11 protein-coding genes are annotated in these 13,570 nt (G+C 52.9%); 4 read left to right on the forward strand and 7 right to left on the reverse strand.

The genetic code is table 11. From position 1 onward, the window contains the following. Positions 1–135: 135 nt before the first annotated feature. The 6 genes from VMF88_05360 to dnaA all read right to left on the reverse strand — a co-directional run bounded on the left by VMF88_05360 (position 136) and on the right by dnaA (position 9,312). Complete coding sequence (locus VMF88_05360) at positions 136–762, reverse strand: response regulator transcription factor (GenBank protein HTY10480.1); 627 nt, start codon at positions 760–762, stop codon at positions 136–138. A 52-nt stretch (positions 763–814) separates the two neighbouring features. Continuing rightward, positions 815–3,691, reverse strand: a complete 2,877-nt coding sequence (locus tag VMF88_05365) for a two-component regulator propeller domain-containing protein (protein ID HTY10481.1) — start codon at positions 3,689–3,691, stop codon at positions 815–817. Positions 3,692–3,863: 172 nt separating this feature from the next. Further along, complete coding sequence (gene rodA, locus VMF88_05370) at positions 3,864–5,081, reverse strand: rod shape-determining protein RodA (GenBank protein ID HTY10482.1); 1,218 nt, start codon at positions 5,079–5,081, stop codon at positions 3,864–3,866. Then, a complete protein-coding gene (gene mrdA / locus VMF88_05375) occupies positions 5,078–6,946 on the reverse strand; it encodes a penicillin-binding protein 2 (GenBank protein HTY10483.1) in 1,869 nt (622 codons plus the stop codon). Before mrdA ends, rodA begins: the two co-directional genes overlap by 4 nt. Then, the gene (mreD, locus tag VMF88_05380) at positions 6,943–7,443 is read right to left on the reverse strand and encodes a rod shape-determining protein MreD (protein HTY10484.1); all 501 of its coding nucleotides are present in this window, start codon (positions 7,441–7,443) and stop codon (positions 6,943–6,945) included. Before mreD ends, mrdA begins: the two co-directional genes overlap by 4 nt. A 420-nt stretch (positions 7,444–7,863) precedes the next feature. After that, a complete protein-coding gene (gene dnaA, locus VMF88_05385; protein ID HTY10485.1) occupies positions 7,864–9,312 on the reverse strand; it encodes a chromosomal replication initiator protein DnaA in 1,449 nt (482 codons plus the stop codon). Between the two features lie 467 nt (positions 9,313–9,779). Between dnaA and rpmH the strand changes: the two genes are divergently transcribed. Genes rpmH through yidC form a run of 4 tightly spaced genes read left to right on the forward strand, consistent with a single transcriptional unit; the run spans position 9,780 to position 12,438 of the window. Next, positions 9,780–9,926 (forward strand): 50S ribosomal protein L34, encoded by a 147-nt coding sequence (gene rpmH / locus VMF88_05390; protein HTY10486.1) that lies wholly within the window; start codon positions 9,780–9,782, stop codon positions 9,924–9,926. Between the two features lie 48 nt (positions 9,927–9,974). Continuing rightward, complete coding sequence (gene rnpA / locus VMF88_05395) at positions 9,975–10,382, forward strand: ribonuclease P protein component (GenBank protein HTY10487.1); 408 nt, start codon at positions 9,975–9,977, stop codon at positions 10,380–10,382. Continuing rightward, positions 10,379–10,591 carry a membrane protein insertion efficiency factor YidD gene (gene yidD, locus VMF88_05400; protein HTY10488.1) on the forward strand — a complete coding sequence of 71 codons (213 nt, stop codon included), beginning with the start codon at positions 10,379–10,381 and terminating at the stop codon, positions 10,589–10,591. The genes rnpA and yidD overlap by 4 nt, the downstream gene beginning before the upstream one ends. Before the next feature lie 38 nt (positions 10,592–10,629). Then, positions 10,630–12,438 (forward strand): membrane protein insertase YidC, encoded by a 1,809-nt coding sequence (gene yidC, locus VMF88_05405; protein HTY10489.1) that lies wholly within the window; start codon positions 10,630–10,632, stop codon positions 12,436–12,438. 59 nt (positions 12,439–12,497) lie between these two features. Here yidC and VMF88_05410 read toward each other — a convergent pair whose 3' ends face one another. Then, entirely contained in the window at positions 12,498–13,268 is a 771-nt protein-coding gene (locus tag VMF88_05410; protein ID HTY10490.1) for a hypothetical protein, read from the reverse strand. Positions 13,269–13,570 lie beyond the last annotated feature (302 nt).

A 13,570-nucleotide genomic window follows, 5' to 3' on the forward strand; every position in this document is an offset into this window, starting at 1 on the left:
GGAGCCAAAAATATCTTCTTGGCATCCGACATACAATCGCACAAAGGTAGTAATCTTGTTCAATGAGCAGTTATCAGTAAGCAGTAAAAACGAAAGTTAATTTTTGGATGCTGATAGCTGTTTCCTGATAACTGCTCACTGTTTATTGAGGTATTTCAGCACGGCTTCTGTGCGGGAGCGGACGTGGAGCTTATCGTAAATGTTGCGGAGATGAGTGCGGACCGTTTCAACGCTGATGAACAGCGTATCGGCGATCTCTTTGTAGCGGTATCCTTTGGCAAGATGGGAGAGTATTTCCTGCTCGCGGGCTGTCAGCCCGACGGTTTCGCCCGCCGGCGGACCGCTCCGTTGAAACGTCTCGACGACCTTGCGCGCGATCTGGTTGGACATCGGCGAACCGCCGTGATGCACCTCTTCTATGGCTTCCAACAGCTTGGCGGGGGGTGTTTTTTTGAGAAGGTAGCCGCTTGCGCCGGCGACGAGAGATTGGAAGATCTTCTCATCATCCTCGAATGACGTGAGCATCATGATCTGGAGCCGCGGCTCGCGCAGCTTCAGCTTTGTGACGCACTCGATGCCGGATATCTGCGGCATATTGATGTCCATCAACACAACATCGATCGGGGATCCCGGAATTCGTTCGAGTGCCTCCTCGGCGTTGGCAAACGCTCCGACGCAACGGTACCCCTCCGTTCCGTTAATCAAAACGGCGATGCCGTCGCGAACTTCTTTATCGTCGTCGACTATCGCAACACTGATCATGGAAAAACGTACTCTATTAATGCCGATGTTACAATCACACAAAAGTAGTAATTCATCGCGGGGGGAGCTTGACATCAAGAACGATCGTCGTTCCCGACGCGGGCGCAGAACTGACGGTAAAAACGCCGCCGACGCCCTCGATACGCTTCCTCATGCTCAGGAGCCCGTTCCCCGCTTGAGCACGTTCGTCCGGAACAAACCCTTTGCCGTTGTCTCGAATGGAAATGCTCAACCGTCCTTCCTGAAGAAGGCAGCCTACGCGTACTTCGGTCGCCCCGGCATGTTTCACGATATTATGAACGGCTTCTTTCACGGTCAGAAAAATGTTGCGCCGTGTTTCGGCCGACAAGGGGAGCGGGGGCACGCCGTCGGGAAACTCCAAGACGCAGTGAACGGGAGCAACCTCAATATATTCGGCGACATACTGACGCGTGTAGGCGAGCAAATTATCCAGCGTATCGTTCTTGGGGTTCAACGCCCACACAATTTCGCCAAGGTTGTCAATAACATTGCGCGACATCTCGGAAATTTTCTCAAGCTGTGCCGCGGTCTCGTCGCGGCGGTCCAGACTGCGCTGCGCCAGTTCTCCGAGAATCGCGATCCTCGTCAGCGTCGACCCGACTTCATCGTGCATGTCCTGCGAGATGCGCGCCCGCTCGCGATCGAGAATATGTTGACGCTCGAGCATCTCGATCCGGCGCCTGGCCTTCCTCAAACCATAGTACCGTACGATTCCGGCAAACGAAGCAAGGAGTGAAATCCCCACCGCGCCGAAAAACCACCACGTTTGCCAGAAATACGGGGGGAGCATGAACGACACGGATGCCCCGGTCATGTTCCACACGCCATCGTCGTTGGAGGCAATCACATGAAAAACATATCGGCCCGGAGAAAGATTGGAAAACGTTACGCTTTGCTCCCCGGCGGCGTCGATCCATCCCGCGTACGTACCTTCAAGCTTATACTTGTAGCGAACGCGGGACGGGATCCGGTAGCTCAGCGCCGCGTACGTAAAAGAAATATCGATAGCTGGACGCTGAAGCTCGAGCGCTCCGGCCGGCGATATCGCCGTTCCGTCAACGGTGATATTTTCGAGGACCACGGGGGGCGGCGCTAAATTGGTCATCAGGTTGTTCGGGTCGACAATGGCAACACCCCTGATCGTCGCAAACCACATCGTCCCGTCGTCCATCTTCCATCCGCCGTGCTGAAAGCTTCCGTTTCCCTCCGCGCTGCGCATCCCGTCTTCCTCGCCATACACAACGCACGGGATCCGGCTGATGCGGTGTTCATCGAACAATTGCAGGTCGCTCTTCCGAACGACAAACACGCCGGTATTGCTGCTCATCCACAATTTACAGCTGTCATCCTCCAGAATAACATGAATCGTATTGCTATGAAGTCCGTCCTTTTCCGTGTACGAAGAGATGCGTCCCCCCTTCATGCACGCAAGTCCGCCGTCCGTTGCTATCCATAGCGCGCCGCTTGAATCCTGATAGAGCGAGCGCACCCAATTGTTCGGCAGGCCGTCGGCAACGGTATAATTGGTCAGCGTCCCGGAATGAAAGCGAAACAAGCCCGCCTGGGTTCCGATCCACATGGCCCCATCCTGGTCCGTTCTCATCACCCGGATCGTATTATCGGCAAGCGCCGTTCCGAGTGAAATCGAATCAACGATCTTTTCGTTTTCGGCGATGCGTATCCCTCCGTCGTTCACGGCAAGCCAAATTCTTCCAGACGAATCCATCGTCATCGTGTTGGACCAAAAAGGTTGACGGAGAAGCCTGCGGTGTCCGCTGGGGTCCTCGACCGCAAAACCCCCGAGCCATACATCGTTGTTCCTGTCTTCAACAAAACTAAAGAAATTATTGCCGCTGATCGGAGAAGATATTGTTCCTTGCTGATCGACGGTGCAGGAGACACCGCCGAGAAACCCGACCCATTTTCTTTTACGGGAATCCTCGAAGACTGACCAGACATTCTCCCCGGGGAGACCTTCCGGCGGCCCTATGGTTGTGAACCGGCCGTTGCGAAACCGATGCAAGCCGTTTCCATTCGTGCCAACCCAGATATCCCCGTCGGCGTCCTCGCCGACCGTGATAATTTGCTCGATTGGAGAATTTTGCTTCTTGCCGTAACTGTCCCACCGGCCATTGTCGTATTTCACCAGGGATCCAGTCCCCGAAAACCACAACGACCCGTGTGAATCTTCAAAAAGGGGGACCGGAAACAACGCCTCGACTGAATCGGGTATTCGTTCTTTGAACGAATAGCCTCTCTCGTATTTGGTCAAGTACACGTTGTGCCGGTTGATCGCTGCGATAAGCCAGATCCCTCCGCCCCTGCTCGGAGCAAAGGCCGCCGACATTCCGGCAAACGGCCTTGGCGGCAATCGTCTCACCCTCCCTTGTTTGATCGCATAGATCTCTCCCACCCAGCCGAGCCAGATCGTCCCTTGACGGTCGGCGGCAATATATTGCGGACTGTGTCCGCCAAAATCCGAGCTTGGGTATATCGCATCGATCAGGGTGTCGCGGAGAGAAACAACCCCTTTTTCGGTGACCATCCAAACTCTCCCGGCTCGGTCAATTGTCATGCATCCCATGTTGACGTACTTTCCGATTCCTTCATTCGTCAACGGATGAAAAGCATACCCGTCATAGAAAACAACGCCGCCGCCGTACGTGGCAATCCAAAGGCGGCCCTGCGGATCTTCACAGAGTGCGGCAATCCTGTTGCTTGAAAAGGCTCCGGTGTTCCCCCTGTCAAAGACCGTGAATTTTTTGCCGTCGAATCGAGCGAGCCCCTCGTATGTCCCCAGCCAGAGATAACCGTCGCGGCTTTGGAGGATCGCGTTAACGGAGTTCTGCGGCAGTCCTTCTTTCACCTGCCAGTGGTCGTGAACGAACTGCGACAGTCTCTTGTGCATCGGAAGCGTTTGTGATCCGGCATGGTGAAAAAAAAGAGGGATGAAAAGGAGAGAGGCTGCCTTCCGCAAGAACTGCCCTTCGAAAAAGCGGCGTGCTATGGGACGGGAAGGCGCGCTCGTAGGGGGGCCCGGGAAAGCGTGATGCTGCGAGAGGTTCAAATCCGAATCCGCGTCAGTATTCTTTCCTGTTGGCGTATACATTCATCAGCAGGCCCATCATGATCATGTACGAACACAATGACGAACCGCCGTAACTCAGGAACGGGAGGGGAATGCCGATGACCGGCATTAGCCCGATCGACATGCCGATGTTGACAAATACATGAACGGCGAACAAGGAGGTGATCCCGATCGCAATGGTGCTGCCGAACCTGTTCTTCACCATGTAGCCAACCCTGAGGCCGTGCACAAGAATGACGGCGAAGAGCGCGACGACGATGACGGCGCCGAGGAACCCGAATTCCTCGCCGGGAACGCAAAAGATAAAGTCGGTCCACTGCTTTGGAATAAAATTCAGCTGCGTCTGCGTCCCCTGCAGGTACCCCTTCCCCCAAAATCCCCCCGAGCCGATCGCGACCTTTGCCTGGATGACGTTGTAGCCGGCCCCCAGCGGGTCGTTGTTCGGGTCGAGGAATGTCGCAATTCTTTTTTGCTGGTAGAGCGGAAGTTTTTCATACACAACCTGGACGAAAATTCCGACCATGGCGTTGATACCGAACATGAGAGCGCTGAAGAATCTATCCTCGCGGAAAAAATAGAGCAAGGCGCCGACCGCCGTGAGCACAACAAGAAACGTCGTGGTCCCGATGATCGCCGACAGCGCAACCACTCCCGGCGCGATGATCGCGATGATCAGGAAATTCGACGCACCGGCCCAATACAGCATCGGGATGAACATCGCGATGAACGTCAGCGAGGTTCCCAGGTCCGGCTGCATCATGATGAGGGAGATCGGCAGAAGGAGAATGGCGAAGGCGATCGCGACATCCTTGATGCTTCCCATGCTCGTGTCGCTCCTGCCGAAAAATGCGGCAAGGGCCAGAATGGTAGTAATCTTCACAAACTCGGACGGCTGCCCCCCCATCCCGCCGAAACCGAACCAGCTCTGCGAGCCGTATGCCCGGTGGCCGACCGCCAGCACTGCGGCGAGCGTGAGGAGCGAGACCGCATACACCACGAGCGCGGAACGCTGAATGACCCGCAGCGGAATGAACATGACCACGACCATCAGCACAAAACCGAGCGATGCCCACATGATCTGCCTGTGAAAGCTGCTCGCGGCATTCGTGTCGAACGTAGCGCTGTAAATCGAGAGAAGCCCGATCACGATCAGCGCAAGGCACGAGAGGAATGTCGTGCGGTCAAAATAATCCTTAAAGAATGGGTTCATCGATGTTCCAATAACGCATGGTGTTCGTCCTGCCGCACTGCGGTTGTTCGAGCGCGCTCCTCTTTTGCCGGCGTCTCCTGCCTGTTTTCCGGCGGCGGTTTCGGAATAATTTCGCCGCAAAGATATTTTTCCATGCAAAGCCCCGCTATCGGAGCCGCGAAGGAGCCGCCGTACCCGACATTCTCCACCAGGACGCAAATGGCGATCTTCGGATGGTCGAACGGCGCAAAGCCGATGAACCACGAGTGCGCCTTCCCGTGCGGATTCTCGGCCGTTCCCGTTTTACCGGCAACCGAGACGCCGGGAACACGGGCCGCTCCCCCCGTTCCGCCGGGCTCCATCACCGCGCGGCGCATCCCTTCGCGGACAAGCTGCCAGGTTCGCTCCGCAACATGAAGGTCGCGATGTTCCACCGAAACGGTGTCGGTCGTGTTGGTCCACTTGTTGTAGATCGTCTGTACGATATGCGGCTGAAAATAATGCCCCTTGTTACCGAGCATCGAGGCGTAGCTCGCCATCTGCAGCGGCGTCACGCCGAGTTCCCCCTGGCCGATGCCGAGGCTGACAAGGTACCCCTGTGTCCATTTTCCTTTTCCGTACACACGGTTGTAGTACTCCGTGGAGGGAAGCAGGCCGGAATTTTCCTCGAGGATGTCGATCTTTGTCGGCTCACCGAAGCCGAACTCTTTGCCGTACTTATTCCATGTGTCGAGTCCGACCTTCAGCATCAGCTGGTAGAAAAATACGTTGCACGATTTCTGGATCGCTTCGACGACGTTGGTCGACCCGTGGACATGCTCATCCTTGAACACCTTTCTCCCGAAGACGAAAGCGCCGCGGCATTGCACCCTCCAGTTCTCATCGATAACGTGGTTTTCAAGCGCCGCAATTGCCAACAGCATCTTGAACGTCGACCCGGGAGGATACCGCGTCAGCGTTGCCCGGTTGAACAGCGGCTTGTCCTCGTCATCGTTCAGCTTGTTCCAGACTTCCGGCGGCGTCACGCCGCTGAAGTCCGAGAGATCATAATCAGGTTTGCTGACGAGAGCGAGCACGCCGCCGTTGTCCGGATCGATCGCAACCACCGCTCCCCGGTGGTCCGTCATCAGCGATTCGGCAAGGGCCTGAACGTCGGTGTCGATGGCAAGATGCAGATCGAGCCCGTCCTTCGGGGGAATGTCATATTTGCCGTTGTTGAAATTTCCAATGACCTGCCCTTTGGAATTTTGCGAGATGAACTCGAAGCCTTTCTCTCCGCGGAGATATTTTTCATACTTCGCTTCAAGCCCTGCCGAACCGACAACATCCCCCTGCTGATAATATTCCCCAAGCTTCTCGAGCTGCAGATCCGAAATTTCCTTTGCATAGCCGAGCATGTGCGATGCCCGGGCGGGCGTTCCGTAATATCGCTTCGACTCAATTTGCACTTCTACGCCGGGGAGCAGACCTTTGTTCTCTTCAAGGATGGAAAGCGTTGCGAAGTCGATGTCCCGCTTGATGCGGACAGGGTTGAAGAGAGAATACAGACGCGCTTTTTTTACTTTGTCTTTGATGGCATCTTCATCCATTTGGAGGATGGACGCAAGAAGCGGAATGTTTTTCGCGTCGAAGTCGATCGGGGTGAGCATGACGATATACGACGGCCGGTTGTCGACGAGGAGTTTCCCCTGCCGGTCATAAACATAGCCGCGCACGGGAACTTTGACGACCGTGCGGATGCTGTTTTCCTCGGACTTCTTGCCGTATTCATCCCGATAAATGTACTGCAGCTGGTACAATCGGGCGACAACGATGAAAATTCCGATGCCGACAAATGTGAGGAGAATATTTTTCCGTCGGGTTGAACCGAACTCTTCGGTGATCACTGAATTGACGACCCTTGCGCGATTTTACGGGAAAAAGCAAACATCGGCAGCACGGCAAATGCCACCGTATAAACAGTGGAAAATAGACCGAACCGGAAAGTAGCGGTCCAGAATCCTATGTCGCTTCCCTGCACAAAAATAACAAAATATACGACGTTATGAATTATCGAGGCGAGCGCCACAATGATGAGAAATTGGTAATTGCCTATCGTATAATCGATCTTATTTTCGTTGTAAAAATATCCCGCAAAAAAACCAGCGATGGTTTTTGATAATGCCGATAATCCGATAAAGTGCCCGCTGACAAGGTCTATCGCTATCCCCACAAGAAACCCCGTGACCGTCGCCGGAATCTGTCCAAGTTTGATGGCAATGAACACTATCCACACAATGAGGATATCCGGAACGATATTAGCGATCGAAGCGAACGGGACGATCGTTGTCTGCAATATTACCAGAAAAAGGCTGGCGAGGGCGTACCGAAGATACTGCTGCATTGATTTTCTGGCTGCTGAAAATTTTACTTAAAATGCGCGTTTCGTGGTATACACAAAAGTATAACAAATGCGGAACATAATCAACGATATCAACAGTGAACAACCTTTCTCTTATAATTAATTAATATATAAATACATTAATAAACATAATAGGTGTTGTTGATATGTTCATAACGGGACGGCTGATTGAATTTTTTCATCATGGCGGCGAACAAATGAATTTCATGCCTTACGGCAGGAGTGGATCGTCGGTGGACAAAAGAGAAGTTCTCTACACGATGCGCGCTCTAGCTGTGGAAATCCTGAAAGGGTGAAAGTTATTCACCATCAAAAAACCGCACTACACAAATTTTCAACATGGTAACATGAATAAAAAAGGCCTCGTCACGGAGGCCTTCATGGTTCAAGCCGATGATCCTTTTACCTGGAAGAAGTCTCGATCCTCTTCTTCACAATGTGCAGCGTCTCGCGGTACTTCGAGTCCAGCTTCATCTGGTCTTCGACCGACTGGTAGGCATGGATGACCGTGCTGTGGTCTCTTCCGCCGAAGTGAAGTCCGATCGTTTTCAGGGAACAGTTGGTCATTTCTTTGGCCAGATACATCGCGATTTGCCTGGCGTTGACGATCTCCTGTTTGCGGGTCTTTGCGCGAAGAAGATCCGGGGGCATGTCGAAGAATTCCGCCACGAGCCGCTGTATTTCCTCGACGGTGATCGGCGACCGGACGTCGCTGACGACAAGCCGCAGCACATCTCTCGCGAGCTCGAGGTTGATCTCGCGGTTTTCAAGGGACGATTTAGCAAGCAGGCTGATGTAGCAACCTTCGAGTTCCCGGATATTGGAGGTCACGTTCGTCGCGATGAAGTCTAGGACTTCGGCGGGAATCTCAATATTGTCGTCCTCGCATTTCTTCCGCAAGATTGCCGTTCTGGTCTCGAGGTCCGGCGGCTGGATGTCGGCAGTCAACCCCCACTGGAACCGGGAGATCAATCGTTCGTCGAGCCCCTTCAGGTCCTTCGGCGGCTTGTCGGACGAGAGGACGATCTGCTTGCCCATTTGGTGGAGCGTGTTGAACGTGTGGAAGAAACTGTCCTGTGTTTTTTCTTTCCCGGAAAAAAATTGAATGTCGTCGACGATGAGCAGATCCATGCTCCGGTAGTACGACGAGAACTCCCGCGTCTTATCCGACTGGATGGCGTCGACGAACTCGATCGTGAACTTTTCGCTGGAAACGTAGCAAACGCGGCGCGCTTTGCCCGTTTCAAACGCGTAGTTGCCGATCGCCTGGATCAGATGCGTTTTGCCGAGCCCGGTTCCGCCGTAGAGCACAAGCGGGTTGAACGAAGTTCCTCCAGGATTATTCGAGACCGCGGACGCAGCGGCGCGTGCAAGCTGGTTGCTGTCCCCCTTGATAAAATTGTTGAAGGTGTACCGGGGGTTCAAAAATGTTTTGACAGGGGGAAGAACCTCCTCGCGTTCGGTCGAGAGGAACGACGGGCCGGATTGCAGCATGGGCGGCGGAGCATTTTCAATACGAATGTCATCCGCAGTATGGAGTTCCGGCGTGCGTCCCGGATCGTCGGGAGGAACAACGAGGTAGGTGAGTTTAGCGTCCTGTCCGAGAAATGTCGAAATGGTGTTTTTGATGAGCGTATAGTAATGCTCTTCCAGCCATTCATAAAAAAACTGGCTTGGAACCTGGACCGTCAACTCCCCATTCTCGAGCTTTGTTGCCTTCACCGGCTCGAACCACGTTTTGAAACTCTGATTTGGAACCTGGGTCTGAATGGAAGCAAGACACGACGACCAAACGCTTGCTGCATCGTGCTTTGCAACCGAGGACTCAGCCAATTCAACTTGATTTTCCATATGAAACTCGTCTTCTGAAGAAATTATCAACAACAGAAAAGAAGTTATTCACAACGTTATCAACAGTACGAATAACTCATAAATAAAAAGTTACAGAAGTTAGAAAATTATACACATGAGCAAATGGCTTATAACGTATTGAATTTGAATGATCCAATTGACTTGTGTACTACTTATCAACAACCCCGAAGCGGTCAATTTGCAGCAATAAAAACAAGCAGATGCTGAGTTATATCTTCTCGAAAAGTTATCAACACATTATTCACAGCAACTTTTCATTCTGCAAGGGTATGAATTATACAATACAATGATTGCCCTTGTCAAGCAAATTTTTTCGTTTCAATTAGTGCTTGTTTATCAGGCGTGTTTTTCCTACTTTAGTATGTTCAACGCGAAAGTTGTACAAAAAGGATTGTCTTAAAAACAAGGCAACCCTTTTTTGTTTGGAAAGTATTTGGAGATCATTGATGAAACGCACATACCAGCCTCACAGACGCAAACGCAAAAATACACACGGCTTCCGCGAGCGCATGTCGACGAAAAACGGCAGAAAGGTCCTTGCGCGCCGCAGGGCAAAGGGCCGGCATAAGCTTACCGTCAGCGACGAACAATAGCCTTGATTCGTTTCGCTCCCCCGAGGACTAGCGGCAAAGGTTGACTGTGTGCAGCATACACTTCGCAAATCAGAAATCCTTCGTGGTTATTCCGTTTTCTCCGATGTTCTGAAAAATGGAGAGTCCATCCACGGCTCGACGCTCCACTGCTACGTTCGGAAAAAGAAGAGAGAAACGAACATGCCTGCCGTCCTCGCAGGATTCGCCGTTCCGCGCAGGGACGTTCCGCTGGCGGTCGACCGGAACAAGCTCAAACGATTGATGCGGGAAGCATTCCGGATGAACAAGATAGGGCTGAATGAAACGGCGCAAAAAACAGATTCACAGCTCTCGATCGTCTTTCTCTATAAGCAAAAAAAGGGCGCCGACATCCGGCGGGTTCAGTACGCTCAGATTGAAGGCGAGCTGAGGGAAATGACAGCAAAAATTATTTCGATGATCGCGAGGAATTCATGACGCGGATTTTTGTCGGCGCGGTCCGCATCTATCAGATGCTTGTATCTCCCCTTCTTCCCCCAAACACATGCAGGTTCTATCCCTCGTGCTCGCACTATGCGATCGATGCTTTTCAAAAGCATGGTCCGTGGAAAGGATTGTGGCTTACGATCGTGAGGATCGGCAAATGCCATCCGTGGCACGAAGGCGGATACGATCCGGTGAGGTAAAAAGACACTCGTTCACCCTGAATTGGAGTTTGATGTAAATGGATAGACAGTCAACCCTCGGATTTATTCTCATCGCCATCGTTCTGATGACGTGGATGTGGTGGAGTTCGCCGCGTCCCTCGCAGCAGCAGCTTCAAGCCGGAAAACAGGTTGAGGAAGCGAAGAAAGACTCCTCCCTGACTCCAAAAGTTGAGGTGGAAAAGAAGCGCGTCGAGACGCAGGTGGAAGCTCCCGAACTCTCCGCCAAGGACACGCTCGGAAAATATTTTTCTCCCGCCGCATCCGGCAGCGAGCAATTCCTCACCGTCGAAACGGATCTCTACACCGCCGTTCTTTCAACGCGGGGCGCCGTCATCAGAAGTTTCGAGCTGAAGAACTACAAGACATGGGACCAGCACCCGGTGCAACTTGTCTCGAACGTTTCGACCGGGGACTTCAGCCTCCTCTTCACCTCGACCGAGGGGAAGCTGATCAACACGAGGGGTTTATTTTTTGACGCTGCTCTTCCGCCGGCGGGAAACGTTCGTCTGACAGGAACGGACGAGTACTCCATCGACTTTACCCTTCACGCCGGTCCAGGCAGCATCGTGAAGACGATTCGCTTCAAGAATGATTCCTACGGATTGGACGTCGGCGTGAAGCTGCACGGCATGCAGGAGATCATCGCCAACTATGAATACCAGGTGATCTGGGAAAGCGGAATCAGGTATGTCGAGCACAACAGCATCGACGAATCCCGCCAGGCGCAGGCGTTTTCATTCGCTGGGGGGGAAGTAGCGAACGTCGACGCGACAAAGCCGGGGGAAAATCCGATCTCGAACACGAGCGGCTCAACAGAATGGGTCGCCACGCGGAACAAATATTTTGCCGTGGTGATGATCTCCGACGACAAGAAGGCGGACGGCGCATACCTCGAAGGACGGTGCGAAGCGGCGCCGGACCACGGCATCATCGAGCATTATTCCATCGGACTGAAGCTTCCTTTCAAGAATTTGGAGGAGGAGTCGTCGCACGTTACACTCTTCATCGGACCGCTTGACTACGGCATCATTAAGGGATTAGGACACGAGCTCGACCACATCATGAGCCTCGGATGGTCATGGATACGGCCGATCACGGTCTACTTGTTCATCCCGCTCTTCAATTTCCTGCGGCTGTTCATTTCAAACTACGGCATCATCATCATCGTTTTCTCGATCATCGTCAAGGTCGCCCTTCATCCGCTCACGCGAAGCAGCATGAAGTCGATGAAGAAAATGCAGGCGCTGCAGCCGATGATGGAGGAGATCCGGACGAAGTACAAGGACGATCCGAATCAGATGAACATGCAGATCATGAAGCTGTACAAGGATTACGGCGTGAACCCCGCCGGCGGATGTCTGCCGATGCTGCTCCAGCTCCCGATCCTGTATGCGCTCTATGCACTTTTCTCGAATTCGATCCAACTTCGCCAGGCGAATTTTGTCTGGTGGATCAAGGATCTTTCCGTGCCGGACGTGATCCTCGAGCTTCCGTTCACGCTGCCGTTTGTCGGGCTCCACAATATCAGCGGGCTCGCGCTGATGATGGGAATAACGATGTTCATCCAGCAGAAGATGACGGTGAACGACCCGCGGCAGAAAGCGATGGTCTGGATGATGCCGGTCCTGATGACGCTCCTCTTCAACAACCTTCCGTCGGGGCTGAACCTCTACTACTTCGTCTTCAACTTGCTTGCGATAGGTCAGCAAGTCTTCGTGAACAAGCAGCACGGCAACGATCCGTTGCAGAAAGTTTCGGAAAAAAAGAGATCGGGCGGGATCATGAACGCCCTGGCCAAGAATTTGCCGAAACCCCCCAGCCGGTAAAAAAAGAAAGGGCTCATGAAATTCATGAGCCCTTCTTGTTTGAAGAAACACTTCAGAGCTTACTTCTTCATCTTCGCTTCTTTTCTCTTCTGCATCTCCTCACCGAGCCATCCGCCGACGAACGACAGAATAAATCCCCCGATCAAACCGATCACGAGATATTGGAGATCGAGCATAGCGCCGAAGCCGAAATAAATGAAGAGAAAGTTCAGGATCACGCCGAGAACACCCGCCAAGGCCGCCTCTTTGATGGTCACGCCCGGAGACTTATAGCCAACGATGACGCCGGCGATGATAAAGCTTGCCCCCAGAGAGATCAGAATTCCCGCTACGCCGAACCGCAGCAGCGCAAAAAGTCCATAGACGAAAATATTGTTGAGAATAAACCCGACCACCGTTCCGGTGATCACCCATGCCCATTCAAGTCCGGCTATTTTCTTTTCTTCCTCGGTCCGCTGCAGAGAACCCTGCAGCTCTTCCCCGACCCAGCCGCCGAGGAGGGCAAGAATGAAGGCGATGAACGGCGCGGCGATCATCTGTCCTTCTGGGGGATTGTAGTCGAACACATAATGGAGGATCGCGATCGTGATGACCATTGCGAAGACCCCGCCGATCGCCGGCTCCTTGACGGTATATCCCGGAGATTTGTAACCGATGATGATTCCCATGATGACGTACGAGAGCAGTCCGATAAAGAGCGGGATGTAGAACGAGTTAAAGGTGTCGGACATGATCTGGAACAACAACGTCGTCAGCACAACGCCGACAATCGTGCCGATACCGATCCACTTCCACTGTAAACCGGTACGTTGCTGAGTTTCTGTTGCCATGAATGCCTCCTTAGCGGCGAGCCGTTGTCAGATGGGGAAAAGCGTCAGAGTAACTGGGAAAAGTTCTTGATTTTAATTCTCAAAGTCAAGGTAATGGAGTCCTGGGTAGTGTCTCAATTTGGTTTGATAGGGATCCTTTCTTTCCGAGAAAGAAAGGATCAAAAGAAATCTCTCGTCCGAAGGATCCCTTCGGGGAAAATCGTAACGCGCGGATTCAATCCCAGCCGCACCCCCGCCAATTTCGGTGCGAACAAGTTTTTCGAACATCATCATATGGAATTTTTGCACCGAAATTGGAACCC

This window comes from Bacteroidota bacterium (assembly GCA_035506275.1).
Classification (GTDB): domain Bacteria; phylum Bacteroidota; class Ignavibacteria; order UBA10030; family UBA8401; genus JAGVPT01.

Bases quoted from the DNA above. Each gene is read 5' to 3' on its own strand.
- mreD (HTY10484.1), bottom strand. From the start codon at position 7,443: ATGCAGCAGTATCTTCGGTACGCCCTCGCCAGCCTTTTTCTGGTAATA.
- VMF88_05360 (HTY10480.1), bottom strand. From the start codon at position 762: ATGATCAGTGTTGCGATAGTCGACGACGATAAAGAAGTTCGCGACGGC.
- rpmH (HTY10486.1), top strand. From the start codon at position 9,780: ATGAAACGCACATACCAGCCTCACAGACGCAAACGCAAAAATACACAC.
- yidD (HTY10488.1), top strand. From the start codon at position 10,379: ATGACGCGGATTTTTGTCGGCGCGGTCCGCATCTATCAGATGCTTGTA.
- VMF88_05410 (HTY10490.1), bottom strand. From the start codon at position 13,268: ATGGCAACAGAAACTCAGCAACGTACCGGTTTACAGTGGAAGTGGATC.
- dnaA (HTY10485.1), bottom strand. From the start codon at position 9,312: ATGGAAAATCAAGTTGAATTGGCTGAGTCCTCGGTTGCAAAGCACGAT.
- rodA (HTY10482.1), bottom strand. From the start codon at position 5,081: ATGAACCCATTCTTTAAGGATTATTTTGACCGCACGACATTCCTCTCG.
- VMF88_05365 (HTY10481.1), bottom strand. From the start codon at position 3,691: ATGCACAAGAGACTGTCGCAGTTCGTTCACGACCACTGGCAGGTGAAA.
- yidC (HTY10489.1), top strand. From the start codon at position 10,630: ATGGATAGACAGTCAACCCTCGGATTTATTCTCATCGCCATCGTTCTG.